At 72.5% G+C, this 22,888-nt stretch carries 22 protein-coding genes; 17 read left to right on the top strand and 5 right to left on the bottom strand.

What is annotated here, in order from left to right:
- Positions 1-148: 148 nt before the first annotated feature.
- The 8 genes from F4556_RS25835 (at position 149) to F4556_RS25800 (ending at position 7,656) form a co-directional block, all read left to right on the top strand.
- Positions 149-814, top strand: a complete 666-nt coding sequence (locus F4556_RS25835) for a TetR/AcrR family transcriptional regulator (protein ID WP_184920057.1) — start codon at positions 149-151, stop codon at positions 812-814.
- Between the two features lie 213 nt (positions 815-1,027).
- On the top strand, positions 1,028-2,347 hold the full coding sequence (locus F4556_RS39185) for a sensor histidine kinase (protein ID WP_184920055.1): 1,320 nt from the start codon (positions 1,028-1,030) through the stop codon (positions 2,345-2,347).
- Positions 2,344-3,018 (top strand): response regulator, encoded by a 675-nt coding sequence (locus F4556_RS25825; RefSeq protein ID WP_184920053.1) that lies wholly within the window; start codon positions 2,344-2,346, stop codon positions 3,016-3,018. Before F4556_RS39185 ends, F4556_RS25825 begins: the two co-directional genes overlap by 4 nt.
- Positions 3,019-3,124: 106 nt before the next feature.
- Positions 3,125-4,240 carry an alpha/beta hydrolase gene (locus tag F4556_RS25820; RefSeq protein ID WP_184920051.1) on the top strand — a complete coding sequence of 372 codons (1,116 nt, stop codon included), beginning with the start codon at positions 3,125-3,127 and terminating at the stop codon, positions 4,238-4,240.
- Positions 4,241-4,261: 21 nt separating this feature from the next.
- Positions 4,262-5,479: an acyltransferase family protein gene (locus F4556_RS25815; RefSeq protein WP_184920050.1), complete on the top strand. Its 1,218-nt coding sequence runs from the start codon at positions 4,262-4,264 to the stop codon at positions 5,477-5,479.
- A gap of 34 nt (positions 5,480-5,513) precedes the next feature.
- The gene (locus F4556_RS25810; RefSeq protein ID WP_184920048.1) at positions 5,514-5,876 is read left to right on the top strand and encodes an MmcQ/YjbR family DNA-binding protein; all 363 of its coding nucleotides are present in this window, start codon (positions 5,514-5,516) and stop codon (positions 5,874-5,876) included.
- Between the two features lie 105 nt (positions 5,877-5,981).
- Positions 5,982-7,193 carry an alpha/beta hydrolase gene (locus F4556_RS25805; RefSeq protein WP_184920046.1) on the top strand — a complete coding sequence of 404 codons (1,212 nt, stop codon included), beginning with the start codon at positions 5,982-5,984 and terminating at the stop codon, positions 7,191-7,193.
- Positions 7,194-7,218: 25 nt separating this feature from the next.
- Positions 7,219-7,656 carry an RICIN domain-containing protein gene (locus F4556_RS25800; protein ID WP_184920044.1) on the top strand — a complete coding sequence of 146 codons (438 nt, stop codon included), beginning with the start codon at positions 7,219-7,221 and terminating at the stop codon, positions 7,654-7,656.
- Positions 7,657-7,831: 175 nt separating this feature from the next.
- On the opposite strand, the gene F4556_RS25795 is transcribed toward F4556_RS25800, so the two are convergent.
- Positions 7,832-8,836, bottom strand: coding sequence for an aldo/keto reductase (locus tag F4556_RS25795; RefSeq protein WP_184920042.1), 1,005 nt, complete (start codon positions 8,834-8,836; stop codon positions 7,832-7,834).
- Positions 8,794-9,318, bottom strand: coding sequence for a MerR family transcriptional regulator (locus F4556_RS25790; protein ID WP_376775803.1), 525 nt, complete (start codon positions 9,316-9,318; stop codon positions 8,794-8,796). The genes F4556_RS25795 and F4556_RS25790 overlap by 43 nt, the downstream gene beginning before the upstream one ends.
- A 101-nt stretch (positions 9,319-9,419) precedes the next feature.
- Between F4556_RS25790 and F4556_RS25785 the strand changes: the two genes are divergently transcribed.
- Positions 9,420-10,250 (top strand): serine hydrolase domain-containing protein, encoded by an 831-nt coding sequence (locus tag F4556_RS25785; RefSeq protein WP_184920040.1) that lies wholly within the window; start codon positions 9,420-9,422, stop codon positions 10,248-10,250.
- A gap of 144 nt (positions 10,251-10,394) precedes the next feature.
- On the opposite strand, the gene F4556_RS25780 is transcribed toward F4556_RS25785, so the two are convergent.
- Complete coding sequence (locus tag F4556_RS25780) at positions 10,395-11,171, bottom strand: pirin family protein (protein ID WP_184920038.1); 777 nt, start codon at positions 11,169-11,171, stop codon at positions 10,395-10,397.
- A 230-nt stretch (positions 11,172-11,401) separates the two neighbouring features.
- Between F4556_RS25780 and F4556_RS25775 the strand changes: the two genes are divergently transcribed.
- The 5 genes from F4556_RS25775 to fabF all read left to right on the top strand — a co-directional run bounded on the left by F4556_RS25775 (position 11,402) and on the right by fabF (position 16,354).
- Positions 11,402-12,598, top strand: a complete 1,197-nt coding sequence (locus F4556_RS25775) for a PucR family transcriptional regulator (RefSeq protein WP_184925161.1) — start codon at positions 11,402-11,404, stop codon at positions 12,596-12,598.
- 89 nt (positions 12,599-12,687) lie between these two features.
- Positions 12,688-13,626, top strand: coding sequence for an ACP S-malonyltransferase (locus F4556_RS25770; protein ID WP_184920036.1), 939 nt, complete (start codon positions 12,688-12,690; stop codon positions 13,624-13,626).
- On the top strand, positions 13,623-14,654 hold the full coding sequence (locus F4556_RS25765; RefSeq protein ID WP_184920034.1) for a beta-ketoacyl-ACP synthase III: 1,032 nt from the start codon (positions 13,623-13,625) through the stop codon (positions 14,652-14,654). The genes F4556_RS25770 and F4556_RS25765 overlap by 4 nt, the downstream gene beginning before the upstream one ends.
- 74 nt (positions 14,655-14,728) lie before the next feature.
- Positions 14,729-14,974 carry an acyl carrier protein gene (locus F4556_RS25760; protein ID WP_184920032.1) on the top strand — a complete coding sequence of 82 codons (246 nt, stop codon included), beginning with the start codon at positions 14,729-14,731 and terminating at the stop codon, positions 14,972-14,974.
- 114 nt (positions 14,975-15,088) lie between these two features.
- Positions 15,089-16,354, top strand: a complete 1,266-nt coding sequence (gene fabF / locus F4556_RS25755) for a beta-ketoacyl-ACP synthase II (protein ID WP_184920030.1) — start codon at positions 15,089-15,091, stop codon at positions 16,352-16,354.
- Between the two features lie 74 nt (positions 16,355-16,428).
- On the opposite strand, the gene F4556_RS25750 is transcribed toward fabF, so the two are convergent.
- Complete coding sequence (locus tag F4556_RS25750; RefSeq protein WP_184920027.1) at positions 16,429-16,923, bottom strand: DUF3145 domain-containing protein; 495 nt, start codon at positions 16,921-16,923, stop codon at positions 16,429-16,431.
- Between the two features lie 401 nt (positions 16,924-17,324).
- The gene (locus F4556_RS25745) at positions 17,325-18,350 is read right to left on the bottom strand and encodes an NADP-dependent oxidoreductase (RefSeq protein ID WP_184920025.1); all 1,026 of its coding nucleotides are present in this window, start codon (positions 18,348-18,350) and stop codon (positions 17,325-17,327) included.
- Between the two features lie 101 nt (positions 18,351-18,451).
- Here F4556_RS25745 and F4556_RS25740 point away from each other — a divergent pair, with 101 nt between their 5' ends.
- The 3 genes from F4556_RS25740 to F4556_RS25730 all read left to right on the top strand — a co-directional run bounded on the left by F4556_RS25740 (position 18,452) and on the right by F4556_RS25730 (position 22,802).
- On the top strand, positions 18,452-18,922 hold the full coding sequence (locus F4556_RS25740) for a MarR family winged helix-turn-helix transcriptional regulator (protein ID WP_184920023.1): 471 nt from the start codon (positions 18,452-18,454) through the stop codon (positions 18,920-18,922).
- 169 nt (positions 18,923-19,091) lie between these two features.
- Complete coding sequence (locus F4556_RS25735; RefSeq protein ID WP_184920021.1) at positions 19,092-20,546, top strand: LCP family protein; 1,455 nt, start codon at positions 19,092-19,094, stop codon at positions 20,544-20,546.
- A gap of 165 nt (positions 20,547-20,711) precedes the next feature.
- Positions 20,712-22,802 (top strand): hypothetical protein, encoded by a 2,091-nt coding sequence (locus tag F4556_RS25730; RefSeq protein ID WP_184920019.1) that lies wholly within the window; start codon positions 20,712-20,714, stop codon positions 22,800-22,802.
- Positions 22,803-22,888 lie beyond the last annotated feature (86 nt).

The raw sequence follows: 22,888 nt of genomic DNA, 5'->3' as shown, positions 1-22,888 counted from the left end.
GAGATTATGTCAGCTGCTGACATTCGGCAAACACTGCCTTGTGCTGTTGGCTGACTTCTGCTGGGATCTGCCATTTGTCAGCGCGCTATCGTTACGAGCACAGTCCCGATCCGCACAGTCCCGCCCTGTTTCCCGGAAGGCCCCACCCATGGCCGCGCAGCCCCTCCCGTCCGCCGAACCGGCCGCCTGCCGGGTGCTCGGCCTGCGCGAGCGGAAGAAGCAGCGCACCAGGGACGCCCTGGTCTCCGCCGCCCACCGGCTCTTCCTCAGCCAGGGGTACGGACGCACCACCGTCGACGAGATCGCCGCCGAGGTCGACGTCTCGCAGCGCACCTTCTTCCGGTACTTCTCCAACAAGGAGGAGGTCGCGCTCGCCGTCCTGGCCGACGCCGAGGACTACTTCGTCGCCACCCTGCGGGAGCGGCCCGCCTCGGAGAATCCGCTGCAGGCGCTGCGGAGTTCGATCGTGCTGGCCTGGCGCGACCTGTCCGACACGGGGTCGGACACCGGGGTGACCGCCGCCCTCGAACTCATCCAGCTGATCGAGGAGACCCCCGTCCTGCTCGCTGCCCACCTCCGGCGGATCACCGAACAGGAGCGGCTGATCGCCGAACTGATCGCCCGTCGGGAAGGACTCGACCCGGCGGTCGACCTGCGGCCGCGGGTGCTCGCCGCCGTGTTCGGCGGGGTGCTCCGCTCCGCCCACCTGGCCTGGAGCAGCGGCCAGTCGGCGCCCGGCCCCGAGGGCATGATCGCCGTCATCGAGTCGCACTTCGACCAGCTCGGCCCGGCGCTGGCCGCCGACTGGCGCTGAGGCTCACTTTTTTGCAGGGCGCTCGGTTGCACTATCCAGGGGCTCGGGGAACTGCGAGGAGGTCTGGCGTGCGGGTCACAAGCGAAAGTGCCTGACCACCTACGCACGGATCACCTTTCTTGAGGTCGGCGTCGCAGTTCCCCGAGCCCCTGATGGCTGATGCCCCGAGCCCCTGGATAGTGCAGCCTCGGGAGTTGCCTAGGCTGGGCCGGGATGAAGCCTCAACTCCCCTCTCCCGTCCTGGACCGCCTGCAACAGGCGGGTGACCAGCTGGCCGATCTCGGCCGGGCGCTGCTCACCCCCGTGGAGGGCCGGTCCGCGCTGATGTCCACCTCGCGGCGGGCGTGGGTGCGCTGGCTGCCGTACCTGTTGGCGTTCTCGGCGGTGGCGACGCTGTTGCCGGTGGGCACGGTGGTGCTGGCCGGTCACTACGAGCTGCCGGGCGGGGTCGCGGGTGGGCTCGCGCTGGTGCAGTCCGGGCCGCTGCTGCTGGCGGTGACCCGGCCGTTGCAGGCGTGGTGGGTGATGGCCGCCGGGGTGGTGGCGGGGGCGGCGCTGACGGCGGGCAGTCCGGCGACGGCCGGGGCGTGGCCGTGGCCGATCACGACCGTGCTCTGCTACGTGTTCCTGATGCCGGCGCTGGCGCTGCGGGAGCGGGGGCGGACCCTGCTCGCGGTCTGGCTGGTCACGCTGGCGGCCAGCATCGTGGCCTCCGATCTGCACCAGGACCGGGCGGGTGAGACCGCCGCCGTGACGGTGGCGATCTCGGGGGCGGTGCTGCTGCTGGGCTGGAGCGTGCGCGGCCGGGGCGAGGCGCAGCGGCTGCTGGCCGAGCAGGAGCAGATCAGCGAGGCCGAGCGCGAGCGCAGCACGCTGCTGGAGGAACGGGCCCGGATCGCCCGGGAGTTGCACGACGTGGTCGCGCACCACATGTCGGTGATCACGGTGCAGGCGGACAGCGCTCCGTACCGGATCGGCGGCCTGCCGCCGGAGGCGGTGGAGGAGTTCGGCACCATCGCGACGGCGGCCCGGAGTTCGCTGACCGAGATGCGGCGGCTGCTGGGAGTGCTGCGCAGTGACGGGGCCGAGCCCGACCGGCTGCCGCAGCCGGGGCTGGCGCAGCTCGGACGGCTGGTGGAGACGGTGGGTCAGGCCGGGGTGCGGGCCGAGCTGACGGTGGCTCCGGAGGTGGCCGAACTGGGTGAACTGCCGCAGGCGGTGAGCCTGTCGGCGTACCGGATCGTGCAGGAGGCGCTGGCCAACGTGGTCCGGCACGCACCGGGGGCGCGGGCCGAGGTCCGGCTGACCGCCGTCGGCGGGACGCTGCGGGTGACGGTGGAGAACTCACCGGGCGGCCGCCCCGGGGTGGAGGGCGGCGAGGGCACCGGGCACGGCCTGGTGGGAATGCGCGAGCGCGTCCGCCTGCTGTCCGGCAGGCTGGAGACCGGCGGCACACCCGCGGGCGGCTTCCTGGTCGCCGCCGAGCTGCCCGTCGAACTGCCCGTCAACCCCCTGGGAGAGACCCCCCGATGACCATCCGCGTAATCATCGTCGACGACCAGGCGATGGTCCGGGCCGGGTTCGCCGCACTGCTCAACGCGCAGACCGACATCGACGTGGTCGGCGACGCCGCCGACGGGAAGCAGGCGTTGGAGGTCAGCGGGCGGACCCACCCGGACGTGGTGCTGATGGACGTCCGGATGCCCGAGATGGACGGGCTCGAGGCGGCCCGGCGGCTGCTCGACCCGCCCGTCGGCGTGGTGCACCGGCCCAAGGTGCTGATGCTGACCACCTTCGACGTGGACGACTACGTCTACGAGGCGCTCCGGGCCGGGGCCAGCGGTTTCCTGCTCAAGGACGCGCCGCCGGCCGACCTGATCGCCGCCGTCCGGGTGGTGGCGGCCGGGGACGCGCTGCTGGCCCCCTCGGTGACCCGGCGGCTGATCGAGGACTTCGCCCGCAACCGCCCGGCCCCGCGCCGCGACCCCCGGCTGCGGCTGAACGGGCTGACGCCGCGCGAGACCGAGGTGCTGGAGCTGATCGCCCGCGGCCTGTCCAACCAGCAGATCGCCGAGCGGCTGGTGGTCGCCGAGCAGACCGTGAAGACCCACATCGGCCGCATCCTGGCCAAGCTCGACCTGCGCGACCGGGCCCAGGCGGTAGTCCTGGCGTATGAGTCGGGCCTGGTGACGCCGGGTCAGTAGTACCCAGGTACGACCCCCTGGTTGGCCCCGCGGTGTGACGATCGCGGGGCCTTCCGCTTCGTACCTTCCTCTCCGTCAGCAGCGGAACGACGGAGGGTTGGAGCGGATGCGAGCACGATTCGGGCGGGCACTGGCCGGGGGGCTCCTGGCGGTACTGGCGGTCGGCGGGGTCGGCGGCTGGGCGGCGGCCGACGGCCAGCAGGCGGTCACCGGGCCGCCGCCCGGCAGCGCGGCCTGGGCCGCCGACACCACCCTCGGGCTCCGGCTGCCGGAGCCCGGCCGGGCGGGTGCGGCCGAGGTGGCGGCGTTCTTCGAGGAGCTGCCCCTGGCGCAGCAGCGGGCGCTGGCGGTCCGTCACCCGCTGGTGGTGGGGAACCTGGACGGTGCGCCGATCACCCTCCGGTACTTCGCCAACTCGCTGGCCCTGCGGGAGGAGCGGGACCGTCAGCTGGCCGTGGCTGCCGACGGCGGCCTGCCGGAGCGGGACCGGGCCGCCGCCCGGGCGAAGGCCGACCGGTACGCCGCGCTGACCGGCCGTCAGCTGCTGGCCTTCGACCCGCGCGGCCGGGGCCAGCTGGCCGAGGTCTTCGGCGACCTGGCCGGCGCCGAGCGGACCGCGGTGATCGTGCCGGGCGCCGACATCGACCTGATGACCGTCGACCGGGCCTCCGCCCCGTACGGCACGCCGACCGGGATGGCGAAGGCGCTCCGCGCCCAGGCCGGTGACCGGCTGGCCGTGGTCGCCTGGACCGGCTACACCACCCCGGTCAAGATCGGCCTGGACGCCGCCACCGCCCGGCTGGCCCGGGCCGGTGCCCCTCGGCTGAGCCGCTTCCTGAACGGCCTGGTGCCCACCACGGGCCCGGTCACCGTGCTCTGCCACAGCTACGGCACCGCCCTCTGCTCGCTCGCCGACCTCGGCCCCGAACAGGCCACCGGCCTGGTCGCGATCGGCTCGCCGGGCATGGACGTGGACCGCGCCGCCGACCTGCGGATCCCGGTCTGGGTGGCGCAGCGCAACGACGAGGACTGGATCGACCAGGTCCCGAACGTCTCCTTCCTCGGTCTCGGCCACGGCGCCGACCCGGACGACCCCGCCTTCGGCGCCCGGCCGGTCGCCTCCACCGGCTCGCACGGCCACAGCGGCTACTTCGCCCCCGGCACCGCCTCGCTGGCCAACTTCGCCGCGATCTCGCTCGGCCGCACCGACCAGGTCACCTGATCTCCCGTGAGGAGCCCCGCCATGAAGATCGTCGCGAACCTCCGCCGCAGCGCGGCCACCGTGGACGCCAGGACCCCCGCCACCCGCGACCGCGCGCTGGACGGACTGCGCGCCCTCGCCCTGCTCTCCGTACCGGTCGGGCACTGGCTGCTCGGCGGCTTCACCACCTCGCCGGACGGCGTGCTGCACAACGCCAGCCCGCTCGCCTCGCTCGGCTTCTTCGCCCCGCTGAGCTGGGTGCTGCAGATGCTCGGGGTGTTCTTCCTGGTCGGCGGCTACGCCTCGGCCAAGTCGCTGGCCCGCTCGCAGGAACGCGGTGCGAGCACTGTCGACTGGCTGCGGCAGCGCACCGTCCGGCTGCTCCGTCCGGTGCTGGGGGTGGCGGCGGTCTGGGCGCTGCTGATCCCGCTGCTGGGTGCGCTCGGTGTACCCGAGGGCACGGTCAGGACCGGGAGCGTGCTGGTGGTGCAGCCGCTCTGGTACATCGGCATCTACCTGGTGCTGACCGCGCTCACTCCCTGGTGCCTGCGGATCGGCCGCCGGCTCGGCGGCTGGGCGGCGGCCCCGCTGCTCGGCGTGGTCGCGGTGGTGGACGTGCTGCGGTACGGCCCCTGGGCCGACTCGGTGCCGTCCTGGCTGGCGCTGGTCAACCTGCTGCCCGGCTGGATGTTCGCCTACCAGCTCGGCATCTCCTGGGCGCAGGGCACGCTCCGCAAGGCCGGCGCGAAGCTGCTGCTGTTCGGCGGGGCCGCGCTGTTCGCCGTACTGCTGACGGTCTTTCACTACCCGGCCAGCATGGTCGGCGTGCCCGGGGTGGCCAGGACCAACTCGCACCCGCCGTCCCTGCTGGTGCTGGCGCTGGCCTCGGTGCAGTGCGGCGCGGCGATGCTGCTGCGCGATCGGATCGGCCGGGCGCTGCGGCGGCCGCTGCTCTGGCTGCCGGTCGTGGTGGTCAACCTCTCGGCGATGACGATCTTCTGCTGGCACCAGACCGCGATGTTCTCGGTCGGCGCGCTCGGCAGCGCGCTGGGCGCCGTACCCGGCCTGACCACCGCGCCGGACTCGCTCGGCTGGGTGCTGGCCCGGCTGGCCTGGCTGCCGGTGTTCGGTCTGGCGCTGACCCTGATCGGCCGGTACGCCCGGCGGTTCGACGCGCCGTGGCAGCTGGGCCGGGGCTGGAAGGCCGCGCTGGGCGCGGGTGCGGGGCTGTTCGCGGTGTACGCGCTGGGGGTGGTCTGAGGTGTCCGACAGTCGTACCGCTTACCCTGACCGCATGGTGACGTTCGATCAGTTCCTGAGCACGGCCCTGGCACTCCCCCGGGCCACCGAGCGGCTGACCTGGGAGAGCACGGTCACCCTGCGGGTCGGCGAGAAGATCTTCGCGATGGGGACGCCGGGATCGGGGGCGGCCATCGTCAAGGCGAGCAAGGAGGACCAGGCCGAACTGCTGGCCGCCGAGCCCGAGGTGTACTCCTCGGCGCCGTACGTCGGGCGGCACGGCTGGGTGCTGGTCCAGCTGGCCGGAGTGGATCCGGACGAGCTGCGCGACCTGCTCACCGATGCCTGGCGGAGCATCGCGCCGAAGAAGCTGGTCAGGGAGTTCGAGGCAACCGGGTCCACCCCCGAAACCCTGTGACCCATCCCACAGTTTAGCCGGGCACACCCCGCCTCCCCAGCCCATACGCTGGCTGGGAGTTGCCGGCGGTGGTACCACCCCGCAGGCCCGAAGGATGGTGACCAGTTGCCGCAGCAGAACGCGCGCTCCGTGCAGCGCCGCAGGCGGATCAAGCGGGTGCTGATAGGCCTCTTCGCCACCACCGTGGTGCTGGTCGACACCGGCGCGGCGGCCGCGCAGGCCGCCGTCGGCAGCGAGCAGCTCGCCATCACCACACCCCCGGCCGGCAGCGCCCAGTGGGCCGCCGACCACTCGCTCGGCCGCGACCTGCCCGACCCCGCGACCGCCGACGCCCGCGACGTGGCCGCCTTCTTCGCCACGCTCACCGCCGCCCAGACCGCCCGCCTGGTCACCGACTACCCGCTGGTGGTCGGCAACCTGGACGGTGCCCCGCTGCAGCTCCGCTACCGGGCCAACCGGCTGGCGATCGCCGCCGAACGCGACCGGGCCAGGGCCCGCGCCGCCGACCGGCGGCTGGACGCCGACACCCGCGCCCGGGCCGAGGCCAGGGCCAACGACAGCGACCACCTGCTCGCCCCCGAGCGGCAGATCCTGGCCTTCGACCCGCGCGGCCGGGGCCTGGTCAGCGAGGTGTACGGCGATCTGACGACCGCTCAGCGGGTGGCCGTCCTGGTGCCCGGCTCGGACGCCGACCTCGGCCACTTCGACCAGGCCGTCGACCCGCTGCGCTCGCCCGCCGGAATGGGCCGCGCGCTGTACGCGGAGGAGCAGCGCCAGGCGGTCGGCACCCGTACCGCCGTGATCGCCTGGACCGGCTACGTCACCCCCGCCGGCCTCGGCCCCGACGCGGTCACCGACCGCCTCGCCCAGGCCGCCGCCCCCCGGCTCACCCGCCTGCTGGCCGGCCTCGCCGTCACCAGCGACCCCACCGCGCCGCCCGCCCTGTTCTGCCACTCGTACGGGACCGTGGTCTGCGGCACCGCCGCCCCCGCCATCCACGACTCCGCCCCCACCGACCTGGTGGTCTTCGGCAGCCCCGGGATGGGCGTGGCCGACGCCGCCGACCTCGGCACCGGCGTCCGGGTCTGGGCCACCCGCAACCCCACCGACTGGATCGGCAACGTCCCCTACCTCGAGGTCGGCGGCCTCGGCCACGGCGCCGACCCCACCTCCGCCGCCTTCGGCGCCATCCGGCTCTCCTCGGCCGGCGCCGACGGCCACACCGGCTACCTCGCCGACGGCACCGCCAGCCTGCGCAACTTCGCCGACGTCGCCCTCGGCGACTACGCCGACGTCACCCGGGCCGCCCGGAGCTGACGGTGGCCGGCCGTACGGTGATGCCATGACGGTGATTCAGGAGGGGCTGTACCGGCTGCGCAACGCCGGCAGCGGGCTGCTGCTCGAGGTCGCGGGCGGCAAGCAGCGCAGCGGTGCGAAGATCCGGCAGGGGCCGGAAGACGGTTCGGCCGGGCAGCTCTGGCGGATCACCGCCGTACACGCCGGCGGTGGCCTGTACCACCTCGAGAGCGAGGGCAGCGGCAGACGCCTGGACGTCACCGGCGCCCGCACCGACAACGGCGTACCGCTCCAGCTCTGGGGCCCGAACGGCTTCGGCGCCCAGGAATGGCTGCTGGAACGGCACGTCGACGCCCCCGACACCTACAACCTGGTCAGCTTCGTCAGCGGCCTCACCCTGGAGGTCGCCGAGGACGGCACCGCCCGGCAGTGGGAGGACCTGGACGCGCCGACGCAGTGGTGGCACCTGGACTTGGCGGAGTAACCAGGGGCTGCGACTTTTGCAGGGGGCTCGGTTGCACTATCCAGGGGCTCGGGGAACTGCGAGGAGATCTGGCGTTCGGGTCACTGCGAAAGTGCCTACCCATCTACGCACGGATCACCTTGCAAGGGTCGGCGTCGCAGTTCCCCGAGCCCCTGGCTGCCGCAGCATGTGCCTTCTACTCCCGGCCCGCCGAGGTGGAGCTCATGTCGGCGTAGCGGGTGCCCGTGACCTGGCCGGCGATGGGCTCCAGGACAGCGAGTTCGGCGGGGGTGAGGCGCAGGCTCGCCGCAGCGGTGTTCTCGGCGAGGCGGGTGCGCTTGCGGGTGCCGGGGATGGGGACCACGGTGAGGCCGTGCACCTCGGCGCGCTGGTGGACCCAGGCGAGGGCGATCTGGGCGGCGGTGACGCCGCGGTCCGCGGCGACCTTCTGGATCGGGGCGACCAGGGCCGCGTTGGCGGCGGCGTTCGGGCCGCTGAACTGCGGGTGGTAGCGCCGGTAGTCACCCTCCGTCAGCTGTTCGGCGGCGGCGAAGGAGCCGGTCAGGAAGCCCCGGCCGAGCGGGGAGTACGGCACGAAGGTGACGCCCAGTTCGGCGGCGGCCGGGACGGCGGTGCGCTCGACGTCGCGGGAGAACAGCGACCACTCGGACTGCAGCGCCGCGATCGGGTGCACCGCGTACGCCTCGCGCAGCTCGTCCCCGGTCACCTCGGAGAGGCCCAGCTCCCGGACCTTGCCGGCCCGGACCAGCTCGGCCATCGCGCCGACCGACTCGGCCAGCGGGACCGCCGGGTCGCGCCGGTGCATGTAGTAGAGGTCGATCACGTCCACGCCGAGGCGGCGCAGCGAGGCGTCCACGGCGGTGCGGATGTAGGCCGGGTCGTTCCGGACGGCCCGGTAGGTCGGGTCGTCGGCACGGCGCTCGATGGCGAACTTGGTGGCCAGCACCACCCGGTCGCGGTTGGCCCGGACGAACGGGCCGATCAGCTCCTCGTTCGCACCGGAGCCGTAGATGTCGGCGGTGTCGAACAGGGTGACGCCCGCCTCCAGCGCGGCGTCCAGGGTGGCCAGGGCCTCGGCGGTATCGGTCGGGCCGTAGAACTCGGACATGCCCATGCAGCCGAGGCCCTGGGCTCCGATCAGCTCGCCGCTGCGGCCGAGGGGGACGGTGGGGAGACGCATTCGGTGCTCCTGCCTTCGCGAACTTCGAGAGCTTCGATGGATTCGAGGGTGTCGCCGTAGAGGTCGATCTTGTAGTCGAGGACCACCAGGGTCGCGTGCAGGTCCGCCAGCTTCAGCCGGACCTCCTCGCGGTGGGCCACCAGCAGGTCCCGGCGGTCCGCCAGGGTGTGTTCACCCTCCCGGACCAGCTCGACGTACCGGAGCATGTCCGCGACCGACATCCCGGTCAGCCGCAGCCGGCCGAGGAACTCCAGCCTCCGCACGTCGGCATCGCTGTACCGGCGCTGCCCGGAGTGCGAACGGTCGACCGGATCGAGCAGGCCGATCCGCTCGTACCAGCGCAGCGTGTGCGCGCTCAGGCCGGTGCTGGCCACCATCTCGCTGATGGTGTGCCGGCCCGTGCGGTCGGCGGTCTCGACGGCGACGCCGGAGTAGGCGCCGCAGTTGAGCAGGTTCGGTGCTGCGGTCGTGGTCACGGTGATACCCCCGGTGGAAGTGACGTTCACGAAGCTACTGAGTTGGAGCGCACTCTAGGCAAGCCCGGCACTCCGGGGCGACCGGGTGAGTCGTTAGAGTCGGGCCCATGCAGAGCTTGCGGATGATCGAGGACTGGCCGGTGCCCACCGCTGCGGCCGCGGTGGTGCGGGGTAGTGACGGGGTGGTGCTGGGTGCGGCGGGGCCGCAGGACCAGCTGTTCCCGTTGGCGTCGGTGACCAAGCCGCTCACCGCGTACGCGGTGCTGGTCGCGGTCGAGGAGGGCGTCTTCGAGCTGGACGACCCGGCCGGTCCCGAGGGTTCGACGGTCCGTCACCTGCTGGCGCACACCTCCGGGCTGGCCTTCGACGAGCACCGGGTGATGGCCCCGCCCGGTGAGCGGCGGCTCTACTCCAACGCCGGGTTCGACGTGCTGGCGGACACCCTGACCAAGGCGTCCGGGATCAACTTCGCCCAGTACGCCCAGGAGGCGGTCTTCGCCCCGCTCGGGATGACCTCCACCCTGATCAACACCGCCCACCGGACCCCCGCCGGGGCCGGCGGCCTCTCCACCGTCGCCGACCTGGCCAAGTTCGCCGCCGAGCTGCAGGCCCCCCGGCTGCTCGACCCCTCCACCGTGCACGCCGCCACCCGCGAGGTGGCCTGGCCCGGCCTGGGCGGCGTCCTCCCCGGCTTCGGGCACCGGCGGCCCAACGACTGGGGCCTCGGCTTCGAGATCCGCAGCGAGAAGTCCCCGCACTGGACCGGCACCCACAGCTCCCCCGCCACCTTCGGCCACTTCGGCCAGTCCGGCACCTTCCTCTGGGTCGACCCGGCCGCGGGCGTCGCCTGCATCGCCCTCACCGACCGCGACTTCGGCCCGTGGGCGGCGGAGGTCTGGCCGGTCTTCACCGACGCGGTGCTGAACGAACTCCGCTAGGGCAACCACCACCAGGGGCTCGGGGAACTGCGACGCCGACCTCGGAAAAGGTGATCCGTACAGGGGTGGTCAGGCACTTTCGCAGTGACCCGAACGCCAGATCTCCTCGCAGTTCCCCGAGCCCCTGACCGTAGCCACTTAGGGTCAGCCGTATGTGACGGGTGAGTGCATCTCCCAAAAAAGCAGCTCCACGCCGTCGGCCCCCGCCGTGGGGTCGGCGAAGGCGTCGCCGGTGGCGCGGACGCTGTCGCCGGGCTCCATCGAGCGGCCGCCGCCCTGCGGGCCTGGCACGGTGCGGTACCCCAGCGAACCCGCCGTCAGATGCGCGTAGCGGAACGGTGCTTCGGGCAGCGGCGGCAGCGGCTCCCAGGGCCCGGCCGTGACCAGCCAGAGCGCCGCGTCACCGCGCCGCAGCCGCAGCGCCTCCGAAGCGGCGTCCCGCGTCAGGCCGGAGGCGAGCAGCGTCAGCCCGTCCGCCGCGCGCTCGACCCGCCGCAGGCCGTACGCCGGGGGTGCGTCGAAGACGTCCGGCTGCAGCCACATCTGGACGAAGCGGACCGGTTCGGCCGCGCCGCCGACGTTGCGTTCGGTGTGGGTGATGCCCGAGCCGGCGCTCTGCCACTGGAGCATGCCGGGGCGGACCACGCCCGCGTGGCCGTGGCCGTCCCGGTGGGCGAGGGCGCCGGAGAGGACCCAGGTGAGGATCTCGGTGTCCCGGTGCTTGTGGTCGTCGTAGCCCGCGCCGGGGGCGAGGGTCTCCTCGTTGACCGCCAGCAGGGCGCCGAAGTGGACGTTCTTCGGGTCGTAGTGGCCGGAGAAGGAGAAGGCGTGCCGGGTCTCGATGCCCTCGGCCGGGGTGGATTCGTAGCGTTCGGAGGCCCGGCGCAGGTCGGCGCGGGCGCGGGTGGCGGCTTCGGTCACCAGGCCACCGTAGTGCCCGAACGACCCGGCTTCCGGGAGGCCGACGGGAGGCCGGTGTGACGTGGGCCACCGGCCCGATCGGCGGGGGCGGGTACGAGGCGCGCCGTACGTGAGGCAGTCTTGTCCCTGTGCCATCCGCTTCAGCGAGTTCCGACAAGAAGACCGCGGCCGAGCAGGCCACCGCGGCTGCCAAGCAGCCCGAGCAGCCGAAGCCCCGCCGGGGTGGTCGGCTGACCGCGCAGGAGCGCAGGCTGGCCACCGAGCGGGCCGAGCTGCGGGCTGCCACGCTCAAGCGCCTGGAGAAGTCCTCGGGCAAGCTGGCCACCGCCGCGATCGCCCGGATGGACGACCAGCTGGGCTGGTACCGGCGGATGCCGCCGGAGCACCGGTCCTGGATCGGCCTGGTCGCCCAGGCCGGTATCGCCGCGTTCACCGAGTGGTACCGGCACCCGGACGCCCCGCAGGCGATCTCCACCGACGTGTTCGGCACCGCCCCGCGCGAGCTGACCAGGGCGATCACGCTCCGGCAGACCGTGGAGCTGATCCGCACCACGATCGAGGTGATGGAGGAGGCCATCGACGAGGTGGCCGCGCCCGGCGACGAAGCGGGCATGCGGGAGTCGGTGCTGGTCTACGCCCGGGAAATCGCCTTCGCCACCGCGCAGGTGTACGCCCAGGCGGCCGAGGCGCGCGGCGCCTGGGACGCCCGGCTGGAAGCCCTGGTCGTCAACTCGCTGCTCTCCGGCGACGCGGACGAGGGCGTGCTGTCCCGGGCCGCCGCGCTCGGCTGGGGCCAGCCCAGCCAGGTCCGGGTGGTGATGGGCAGCGCCCCGGACGGGGACAGCGAGCTGGTGGTGGAGGCGATCCGACGGGCCGCCAGATACGCCAAGCTGCACGTGCTGACCGGGGTGCTGGGCAAGCGTCTGGTGGTGGTGGTCGGTGGCGACAAGGAGCCGGTGCACGCCGCCCGGGCGCTGATCGGGCAGTTCGCGCCAGGCCCGGTGGTGGTCGGCCCGACGGTCGGCGACCTGCTCTCGGCGACCAGGTCCGCGCACGCGGCGGCGGCCGGGCTGAAGGCCTGTGCGGCCTGGCCGGACGCCCCGCGCCCGGTGCTGGCCGACGACCTGCTGCCCGAACGGGCGCTGGCGGGCGACCAGGCGGCCCGGCGGCAGCTGGTGGAGGAGATCTACACACCGCTGGACGAGGCCGGGTCGGCACTCCTGGAGACGTTGAGTGTCTATCTGGAGCAGGCCTCCTCGCTGGAGGGTGCCGCCCGGATGCTCTTCGTCCACCCAAACACCGTGCGCTACCGGCTTCGTCGTGTGACCGACGTCACCGGATATGCTCCGTCCGACGTGCGTTCGGCCTTCACACTGCGGATCGCGCTGGCCCTGGGCCGACTCGGCTCGGCCGCCAATCATGACTGACACGCTGTAGGGACTCCACAATCCGGCGTGCTTTTCTTCGTTACCGTCGCCTACCCGCCCTCGGGTGCCTGGCGAGAGAGGGTTGAACCGTGCTCGTAATCGTCGCCCCTGGACAGGGTGCCCAGACCCCCGGATTCCTCAACCCCTGGCTTGAGCTGGACGGCGCTGCCGACCGGCTGAAGGCCTGGTCCGACGTGGCCGGGCTCGATCTGGTCCGGTACGGCACCGAGGGCTCCGAGGAGGAGATCAAGGACACCGCCGTCGCCCAGCCGTTGCTGGTCGCCGCGGGCCTGCTCACCGCCACCGAGTTGTTCGGCGCCCCGACCGGCGGCCCGTTCGCCGCGGTCGCCGGGCACAGCGTCGGTGAGATCACCGCCGCCGCGCTGGCCGGTGTGCTCAGCGTCGAGGAGGCGCTGGTGTTCGTCCGCGAGCGCAGCCTGGCGATGGCCGAGGCCGCCACCGTGACGGCCACCGGGATGACCGCCCTGCTGGGCGGCGACCCCGAGGTGGTCGCCGCGAAGCTGGCCGAGCACGGTCTGACCGCGGCCAACAACAACGGCGGCGGCCAGCTGGTCGCGGCCGGCACGCTGGACCAGCTCGCGGCGCTGAAGGCGGACCCGCCGGCCGGCGCCCGGGTGATCCCGCTCAAGGTGGCCGGGGCGTTCCACACCGAGCACATGGCCCCGGGCGTGGAGCGGCTGGCCAAGCTCGCGCCGACCCTGACGGTCCACGACCCGAAGGTCGGCTACCTGTCCAACAAGGACGGTGAGGTCGTACAGTCCGGTACCGAAGTACTGGACCGCCTGGTCTCCCAGGTCTCCAACCCGGTCCGCTGGGACCTCTGCATGGAGACCCTGCAGCAGCTCGGTGCCACCGCCGTCATCGAGCTCTCCCCGGCCGGAACCCTCACCAACCTGGTCAAGCGCAACGTCAAGGGTGTCGCGACGCTGGCCCTCAAGACCCCGGCCGACCTCGACAAGGCGCGTGCCCTGATCGAGGAGCACGGCGGGCAGGAGCAGGACGCATGACTTCGCCTCAGATCCAGCCGACCACCGGTGCCACGTACTCCCGCATCCACGGTGTCGGCGGCTACCGCCCCGTTCGGGTGATCCCCAACTCCGAGGTCCTGAACTGGATCGACTCCTCGGACGAGTGGATCCGTTCCCGCAGCGGGATCACCGAGCGCCGCTGGGCCGGCCCGGAGGAGACCGTCGCCGAGATGTCGGTGCAGGCCGCCGGCAAGGCGATCGCCCAGGCCGGCATCGACCCGGAGCAGATCGGCGGCGTGATCGTGGCCACCGTCTCGCACCTCAAGCAGACCCCGGCGATCGCCACCGAGATCGCCCAGCGGCTCGGCTGCGGCACCGCCCCGGCCTTCGACATCTCGGCCGCCTGCGCGGGCTTCGGCTACGGCCTGAGCCTGGCCGACGGCATGGTGCGCGGCGGCAGCGCCGGGTACGTGCTGGTGATCGGCGTCGAGCGGCTCAGCGACCTGACCGACACCTCGGACCGGTCGACCGCGTTCATCTTCGGCGACGGCGCGGGCGCCGCGATCGTCGGCCCGTCCGACACGCCCGGCATCGGCAAGGTGATCTGGGGTTCGGACGGCGCGCAGAAGGACGTCATCTCGCAGACCCAGGCCTGGGACACCGCGTTCGCCAAGGCGGACGCGGTGAACGGGACGGGCGAGGAGGTGAAGTGGCCGGCCCTGCGGATGGAGGGTCAGTCGGTCTTCCGCTGGGCGGTCTGGGAGATGGCCAAGGTGGCCCAGCAGGCGCTGGACGCCGCCGGGATCACCGCGGACCAGCTCGGTGCGTTCATCCCGCACCAGGCCAACATGCGGATCACCGACGCCATGATCAAGGCGCTCAAGCTGCCCGCCACGGTGCCGGTCGCCCGCGACATCGCCGAGACCGGGAACACCTCCGCGGCCTCCATCCCGCTGGCCATGGAACGCATGCTGGAGAGCGGCGAGGCCCGCAGCGGCGACCTCGCGCTGATCATCGGCTTCGGGGCGGGTCTCGTGTACGCCGCCGCAGTCGTTACTCTCCCCTAGGCATCTACGCCCCATCACAAACCTGCGACGGCCCGCCGGGTGGTCGCTGTCAACACCGAAGAGGAGCAGCCAGAATGGCTACCAAGGACGAGGTTCTGACCGGTCTTGCCGAGATCGTCAACGAGATCGCCGGCATCCCGGCCGAGGACGTCGAGCTCGACAAGTCCTTCACCGACGACCTGGACGTCGACTCGCTCTCCATGGTCGAGGTCGTCGTGGCCGCCGAGGAGAAGTTCGACGTGAAGATCCCGGACGACGAGGTCAAGAACCTCAAGACCGTCGGCGACGCCGTGGACTACATCCTCAAGAACGCCGCCTGATCCACGGTCAGTTCGAACTGACCGCCCGGGCGGCCGGAGTGCACACCCCGGCCGCCCGGTCACCCCTCCCCCGGCACCGCCGCCACCTGCCACACGTGAGAGAAGAAGAAACCAGTGACCGCTGAAAACCGCACCGTGGTCGTCACGGGTATCGGCGCCTTCACGCCGCTGGGCGGCGACGCCGCCTCGTTCTGGGAGGGCCTGATGGAAGGCCGTTCCGGGGTGGCAGCGCTGACCGAGGAGTGGGCCGCCGACCTGCCCGTCCGGATCGCCGCGCGCACCGCGGTCGAGCCCGGCGACGTGCTGCCCCGCCCGCTGGCCCGCAAGCTGGACCGCTCGGCGCAGTTCGCGCTGATCGCGGCCCGCGAGGCCTGGGCCGACGCCGGCTACGAGACGCCCGCCACCGACGAGTCCTCCAAGCTCGCCCCCGAGCGCCTGGGCGCCGTCATCGCCTCCGGCATCGGTGGCGTGACCACCCTGCTCGACCAGTACGACGTACTGAAGGAGAAGGGCGTCCGCAAGGTCTCCCCGCACACCGTCCCGATGCTGATGCCCAACTCCCCGGCGGCCAACGTCGGCCTGGAGGTCGGCGCCCGCGCGGGTGTGCACACCCCCGTCTCCGCCTGCGCCTCCGGCGCCGAGGCGATCGGCTACGCGATCGAGATGATCCGTACCGGCCGCGCCGACGTCGTGGTGGCCGGTGGCACCGAGGCGGCGATCCACCCGCTGCCGATCGTGGCCTTCGCCAACATGATGGCGATGTCCAAGAACAACGAGAACCCGCAGGCGGCCTCCCGCCCGTACGACAAGGCCCGCGACGGCTTCGTGCTCGGCGAGGGCGCGGGCGTGGTCGTGCTGGAGTCGGCCGAGCACGCCGCCGCGCGCGGCGCCCGGGTCTACTGCGAGGCGGTCGGCCAGGGTCTCTCCTCGGACGCCCACCACATCGCCCAGCCCGAGCCGACCGGCTCCGGGGTGGCCCGCGCGATCGCTCAGCTCTTCGAGCAGAACGACCTCGACAAGGCCGACATCGTGCACGTCAACGCGCACGCCACGTCCACCCCGCAGGGTGACGTCGCCGAGCTCAAGGCGCTCCGCAAGGAGCTCGGTGAGCACCTCGACCACGTCGCCGTCTCGGCCACCAAGTCGATGACCGGTCACCTGCTCGGCGGCGCCGGCGGCATCGAGACCGTCGCCACCGTGCTGGCCCTGTACCACCGGCTGGCCCCGCCGACCATCAACCTGGACGACGCCGACCCCGAGGTCGAGGCCGACATCGTCCAGGGCGAGCCGCGCAAGCTCCCCGAGGGCCGGATCGCCGCGCTGAACAACTCGTTCGGCTTCGGCGGCCACAACGTGGTGCTGGCCTTCCGCACCATCTGACGCACCGTCGTTCACGCCGCGGGCCCGGTACGCGAGTTCTTCCGCGTACCGGGCCCGTGGCGTTCGTCGGATCGTCAGACCACCTGGTGCAGCCAGCGGACCGGAGCACCCTCACCGGCGTAGCGGAACGGCTCCAGCTCGTCGTCCCAGGGCTTGCCGAGCAGCCGGCACAGGTCGGCCTCCAGGTCGGTGCCCTCGTTCCTGGCCCGGAGCAGCACGGCCCGCAGCCGGTCCTCGGGGATCAGGATGTCGCCGTGGATGCCGGTGACGGCGTGGAAGATGCCGAGCGTGGGGGTGGAGCTGTAGCGCTCGCCCTCGGTGCTCGTGGTGGGCTCGCTGGTGACCTCGAAACGGATCAACTGCCAGCCGCGCAGGGCGGATGCCAGCCGCGAGGCGATGCCGGGCTCCCCCTGCCAGGAGAGCTCGGCCCGCCAGTGGCCGGGCGCGGCCGGCTGGCGGATCCAGTCGAGACTGATCCGCACGCCGAGCACGCCCGCCACCGCCCACTCGACGTGCGGGCACAGCGCGCGGGGCGCGGAGTGGATGTACAGGACTCCACGTGTCGTCACCGGGACCTCCAGGCTGTGGACGAGGGTCGCCTTCCCCAGCTGCCTCGTGCCCGTCGCCGGTTGCGCCGCTTCTGTCTTTTCGGTCCTGCCCCTGCCGTGCCCAACTTATTCGACATATAGGTAATTAAGTTGAGCAAAACGGACAAGCTTTCACCCAATGCTAGCCCGATCCACCCCGAGGTCTACCCCTCGTCGGGATCTCTCCCCCGAACGGCCCCATCCCGGACGGTTCCACCGTAGCGCCCACTCCAGGGCCCCGTATGACGGTCCGTCGGATCGGGGCCGCGCGGCCGCCGGTACGCGCCCGTACCCAAACCGCCCCCGCCCGGGGAGGGCGGGGGCGGTGCGCAACGGGCGGGCGTCGCAGGGGCGTTCGTCAACAGCCGTCAGTGGGGCAGCCGTCAGTGCGCGAGCCGGACCACCATCTTGCCGGTGTTGGCTCCGCCGAGCATGCCGATGAAGGCGTCGGCGGTGTTCTCCACGCCGTCCACCACTGTCTCGTCGTAGCGCAGCTTCCCGTCGGTCAGCCAGCCGGCCACCTCGGCGACGAACTGCCCCTGGAGCGCGGCGTGGTCACGGACCAGCAGGCCCTGCAGGCGCAGCCGCTTGCCGATCGCCAGCGCGAGGTTGCGCGGTCCGGCCGGCGCGGTGGTGTCGTTGTACTGCGCGATGGCCCCGCACAGGACGGCCCGGCCGTGCACGTTGAGCGCACCGATCGCGGCCTCCAGGTGGTCGCCGCCGACGTTGTCGAAGTAGACGTCGATCCCGTCCGGGGCGGCGGCCGCGAGCTGCTCGCGGACCGGGGCGTCCTTGTAGTTGAAGGCGGCGTCGAAGCCGTAGCCGTCCACCAGGGTGGCCACCTTCTGCGCCGAACCGGCCGAGCCGATGACCCGCTTCGCGCCCTTGAGCCTGGCGATCTGGCCGACCAGCGAACCGACCGCGCCGGCCGCGCCGGAGACGAAGACGGTGTCACCCTCCTGCAGGCTCCCGACCTCCAGCAGACCCGCGTAGGCGGTCAGGCCGGGCATCCCGAGCACGCCCAGGTAGTAGGAGAGCGGGGCGAGTTCGGCGTCCACCTTCACCGCGTGCTTGGCGTCCAGGGTCGCGTACTCGCGCCAGCCGAACCCGTGCAGCACCGCGTCGCCGACCTGGAAGCCGTCCGCCTCGGAGGCCACCACGTAGCCGACCACGCCGCCGTCCATGGTCTGCCCGAGCTGGAACGGCGGGACGTACGACTTCACGTCGTTCATCCGGCCGCGCATGTAGGGGTCGACCGAGAGGTACTCGTTGCGGACCAGGATCTGGCCGGGACCGGGCTGCCCGACCGGCGCCTCGACCAGCGCGAAGTCGGACGGCTTGGGCCAGCCGTCCGGGCGGGCGGCCAGCTGCCACTCGCGGCCGGTGGTGGGCGTCGCCTGCTCTGCCATGGCGGTACTCCTCGTCGTGCCGAGCCTGAAAGGTTGACCTACTGAAGCAATCGTGGACATGAAAGGTTCACCTTGTCAAATATTCAGCTAGACTGGGCACCATGGAGACGAAGCCCACCCAGGAAGCCGCCGCGCCCACCGACGCGATCACCCGCGAGGTCGTCGACCTCATGGCCGGCCTGGTCGCGCTCTTCCACCGCGAGTACGAGGAAGCCGCCGCCGCCCGCTCGCTCACCGGCGCGCAGGCCAAGGTGCTCGCCCTGCTCCGGCGCGGCCCGATGCCGATGCGGCACATCGCCCAGACGCTGAGCTGCGAGCCGTCCAACATCACCGGCATCGTGGACCGGCTGGAGGGCCGCGGCTTCGTCACCCGGGAGGCCGACCCGCAGGACCGTCGGGTCAAGCTGGTGGCCGCCACCGACTCCGGCGGCGCCGCCTCCGAGGAGCTCCGCGAGTCGCTCAACTTCGCCCGCGAGCCGCTCGCCGCGCTCGACGACGAGGAGCGCACCCAGCTCCGCGACCTGCTCCGCCGGATCCTCGAGCACGCGGGCGAGGACGAGGCCCGGGCCTGACCCCCGCTCGGGGGGGGGGCGATGGGGCTCGTACAAATCTTCCGGGTTAGATTGCGCATTCGTGTAACCGACTGCCGTGCCTGAGCCGTCTGTGTAGTGAGGGCCCCCGACCGGGCCGCACCCCGACGGCTCGCACCGAGCGGCCGCAGCAGAGAGTGCCTGAGACCCCATGAGCGACCCGAAGATCCGGCCTGCCTCCCGCCGAAAGCGGCTGGCCAAGTTCGCCGGCGCGACGGCCGCTGTCCTGGTGCTGGCCACCGCGGGCACCGGAGCCTGGTACTACCACCGCCTCGACGGCCAGATCACCACCTTCGACGCCGGCGGCATCGCCACCAGCCGCCCGCCGGCCCCCACCCCCACCAAGGTGGGCGGCGGGCTCCCGGTCAACGTCCTGCTGCTCGGCTCCGACACCCGCAACGACGGCAACGACAACCTCGGCGGCGGCGACGCGGGCGTCGGGCACTCCGACACCGCGATCCTGCTGCACGTCTACAGCGACCGCAGGCACGCGGTCGCGGTCTCGATACCCCGGGACACCCTGGTCACCATCCCGCCCTGCAAGCAGGCCGACGGCAAGTGGACCACCGCGCGCACCAACCAGATGTTCAACTCGGCCTTCACCATCGGCGGTTCCGACCAGGGCAACCCCGCCTGCTCGCAGAACACCGTCGAGGCCCTCACCGGCCTGCGGATCGACCACACCATCGTGGTCGACTTCAAGGGCTTCGCCGCGATGACCGAGGCGGTCAAGGGAGTCGACGTCTGCGTGCCGAACGCCGTCGACTCCTACGGCATACACCTGGAGAAGGGCCGCCAGACCCTCTCCGGGCAGCTCGCCCTGGACTACGTCCGAGCCAGGCACGGCTTCGGCGACGGCTCCGACATCGGCCGGATCAAGCGTCAGCAGGCCTTCCTCTCCTCACTCATCAAGAAGGTGCAGGACCAGGGCTTCAACCTGACCACCCTGCTCCCGCTGGCCGACGCCGCGAGCAAGTCGCTCACCGTCGACCCCGGCCTCGGCACCCCGATGAAGCTGGTCGACTTCGCCCAGTCGCTCCAGGACATCAAGCTCGCCGACATCGAGTTCGTCACCGTCCCCTGGCGCTACCAGGGCGACCGGGTCGCCCTGGTCCACCCCGACGTCGACCAGCTCTGGAACCTGCTCCGCCAGGACCGCACCCTCGACGGCCAGTCGACCGGCCTGGTCACCGCCGCCCCTTCGGAGACCCCCTCGATCCCCGCCGTCACCACTCCCGTGGTGCTGCTCAACGCCACCAGGACGGCGGACCTCGCGGCCAAGACCGCCGAAACCCTCAGGGCCCAGGGCTACACCGACGTCACCGTCGGCCCCACCCCCACCAGCACCCGCAAGACCACCGTGATCGGCTACCCGCCCGCCCAGCTCGACGCGGCCGAGGCCCTGGCCCGCTACTTCCCCACCGCCGACCTGCAGCCCGACCGCACGGCCACCGGCCTCACCGTCACCCTCGGCCGCGACCTCTCCCCCACCACGCCGGCCGGCACCCCGACCCCGACCCCCTCGGGCACCGGCGTCCCGACCGGCATCGCCGACAACACCCGCACGGCCGACGCCGACCTCTGCTCCAACCTGACGTTCGGTTAGGCCGTCCGGCGGTCTGACGGGAACCGGATCGGGTCCGTCCGCGGCGGCGCGAGGCACCCCGACTTCGTAGCAGTACAGGGGATGGTTCAGACTTGGGGCGGCCGAATTTCTCCGCTCAGGGGGCCGGCTCCATCCAGAATCGGTCGAACCACTTGCGGGGGAATCGTGTCGACAGCGACACCCAGTACGGCTGCGGGCGCCTCAATACAGGGCGATCCGGAGACCACCGGCGGGAGCCGGGCCTCCGGCCGCCGAAGCCGCGGCCGGCTCCGGCCGGACGCCGGGCTGCTCCGCTTCGCGGCCGTCCTGCTGGTGCTGCCTCCCGTGGCCCACCTGGTCTCGGCCGACCTGCTGACCTTCGTGGTGCTCTGGTTCGCCGCCGCCACCCTGGTGCGCTCGCGCGCCACCGCGTTCGACCGGTTCATGATCTCCGGCAGCGCGCTGATCGGCTGGACCTGCGCCCTCGGCATCCTGGCCAGCCGCTGGCCCTGGGGTCTGCACCCGGTCGCGCTCGCCGAGGCCACCGCCGTCCTGCTGGTGGTGATCCGGGCCGTGCACCGGCCCGACCCCGCCACACCGAAGCTCCCGTTCGGCGAGACCGTCCGCCGCCTGGTGCCCACCCGCGACCACCCCGTGCTGCTCTCCGCCGGGCTGACCGCCGCGTTCTTCCTGTACCCGCTGCTGCGCCGCACCGACATCGGCCGGCTGGCCACCATCGTCTCGGCCGAGGACCTCGGCCGGCACGCCGCGCTCTACGACACCGTGCTGCGGGTCGGCGGCCTCGCCTCGATGCACCAGGCCGACGCGGCGACCACCCTGCAGAAGGGCATGCAGACCTACCCGCAGGGCAGCCACCTGATCCTGGCGGTGCTCACCAAGTTCGTCAACGGCGGCGCCGCGCCGACCGGCTCGATGGCCGAGCTCGGGCTGTTCGTCCTGCTCAACGCCCTGGTCACGGCCGGCCTCGGGGTGGCGATCCTGTGGGCCATGCACCGCGCCGCCGGCCCGGCCCTGCGCGGCTGGCGCGGCCTCGCGCTCTACCTGCCGACCGCCGCCTACCTGGCCGTCGCCGAGCTGCCGCAGATGCACGGACGCGGCTTCCTCAGCGAGATCTTCGCGCTCGGACTGCTCGCCGTCCTGGTCGGCCTGGCGATCCGTCCGCTCACCCGGACCGGTGAGCAGATCGTCGTGCTCGCCGCGCTGACCGTCGGCATCTCCTTCGGCCACTACCTGCTGCTGCCCGCCGCCGGGGCCGTGGTGTTCGCCTGGGCCGTGGTCCACTGGCGCGACTGGCGCAGCCACTGGATCGGCCTGCTGCTGACCGGCGCCGTGGCCGGCGTGCTCGCGCTGTTCCCGGTCTACGTCAACCTCAAGCAGGCCGGCGAGGCCAGCGTCCTGACCATCCCGGGCGGGATAGGGCCGGTCGGCCGGCACATCCTCTTCCCGCTGGTGGCCGGCACCGTCGCCGCCCTGCTCACCCGCGCCTCCCGGGCCAACCGCCCGCGCCGGGTCGCCCTGATCAGCAGCGCCGCGATGGTCACGATCGTGGTCGGCGTGATGGAGTACCAGCTGAAGACGGCCGGCAGCACCTCGTACTTCTACGAGAAGCTGCTCCACCAGCTGCTGGTGGTCGGCCTGGTCTGCTTCGCCGCCGCGCTGCTCCCGCTGCTCGGCCGCCGCCTGCTGGCCGGCACCCGTCCGGACGCCGGTGCCCGCGGCCTGCTCCGCTCCGGCACCACCGTCCTGGTCACCACCGGCTGCCTGCTGTTCGCCGTCCTCAGCAGCGGCCAGCCCGGCGGTGGCGGCGAGGCCGGCTGGACGGCCAGCCCCGGCCGCGCCATGCTCCGCGGCGACGGCGCCCGGACGGACGTGGCCCAGCGGATCGCCGCGATCGAGGCCGTCCGCCCCGACCACGACAAGGCCCTGACCATCTCGCTGGCCGGCACCCGCGCCATGGGCGACCACGGCAGCGACTGGGGCTCCGGCGAGGACAACCTCTGGCTGAGCGTCCTCAACCAGGACCAGGGCCGCTCCTGGAAGACCTGGGAGTGGGCCCTCTTCGCCCGCACCCCCCAGCAGATGCTGGACTACGCCGCCGCCTCCCCCGACCCCGTCCGCCTCTTCCTCGACGACCCGAAGCTCGCCGACGAGGTCAAGAAGCTCGCCCCCAGGACCAAGAACCTCCGCCTGGACCTCTACCTGATCAAGCCGGCCGGCGGCAGCAAGCGCGTCGCCGAACGCATCGCCCTGGGCTGAGGCTCGGCAACCTGATGGGGGGTCACCGCTGTTCGGCGGTGACCCCCCATCAGTGTGTTGTCCACGACCAAGGGATTGTGAGTCCC

Origin of the sequence: Kitasatospora gansuensis, from assembly GCF_014203705.1 — a bacterium.
In the GTDB taxonomy this organism is placed as follows: domain Bacteria; phylum Actinomycetota; class Actinomycetes; order Streptomycetales; family Streptomycetaceae; genus Kitasatospora; species Kitasatospora gansuensis.
This window is presented reverse-complemented; position numbering and strand designations above follow the sequence as displayed.

Bases quoted from the DNA above. Each gene is read 5' to 3' on its own strand.
- F4556_RS25835 (WP_184920057.1), top strand. From the start codon at position 149: ATGGCCGCGCAGCCCCTCCCGTCCGCCGAACCGGCCGCCTGCCGGGTG.
- F4556_RS39185 (WP_184920055.1), top strand. From the start codon at position 1,028: ATGAAGCCTCAACTCCCCTCTCCCGTCCTGGACCGCCTGCAACAGGCG.
- F4556_RS25825 (WP_184920053.1), top strand. From the start codon at position 2,344: ATGACCATCCGCGTAATCATCGTCGACGACCAGGCGATGGTCCGGGCC.
- F4556_RS25820 (WP_184920051.1), top strand. From the start codon at position 3,125: ATGCGAGCACGATTCGGGCGGGCACTGGCCGGGGGGCTCCTGGCGGTA.
- F4556_RS25815 (WP_184920050.1), top strand. From the start codon at position 4,262: ATGAAGATCGTCGCGAACCTCCGCCGCAGCGCGGCCACCGTGGACGCC.
- F4556_RS25810 (WP_184920048.1), top strand. From the start codon at position 5,514: ATGGTGACGTTCGATCAGTTCCTGAGCACGGCCCTGGCACTCCCCCGG.
- F4556_RS25800 (WP_184920044.1), top strand. From the start codon at position 7,219: ATGACGGTGATTCAGGAGGGGCTGTACCGGCTGCGCAACGCCGGCAGC.
- F4556_RS25795 (WP_184920042.1), bottom strand. From the start codon at position 8,836: ATGCGTCTCCCCACCGTCCCCCTCGGCCGCAGCGGCGAGCTGATCGGA.
- F4556_RS25785 (WP_184920040.1), top strand. From the start codon at position 9,420: ATGCAGAGCTTGCGGATGATCGAGGACTGGCCGGTGCCCACCGCTGCG.
- F4556_RS25765 (WP_184920034.1), top strand. From the start codon at position 13,623: ATGACTTCGCCTCAGATCCAGCCGACCACCGGTGCCACGTACTCCCGC.
- F4556_RS25760 (WP_184920032.1), top strand. From the start codon at position 14,729: ATGGCTACCAAGGACGAGGTTCTGACCGGTCTTGCCGAGATCGTCAAC.
- F4556_RS25745 (WP_184920025.1), bottom strand. From the start codon at position 18,350: ATGGCAGAGCAGGCGACGCCCACCACCGGCCGCGAGTGGCAGCTGGCC.
- F4556_RS25740 (WP_184920023.1), top strand. From the start codon at position 18,452: ATGGAGACGAAGCCCACCCAGGAAGCCGCCGCGCCCACCGACGCGATC.
- F4556_RS25735 (WP_184920021.1), top strand. From the start codon at position 19,092: ATGAGCGACCCGAAGATCCGGCCTGCCTCCCGCCGAAAGCGGCTGGCC.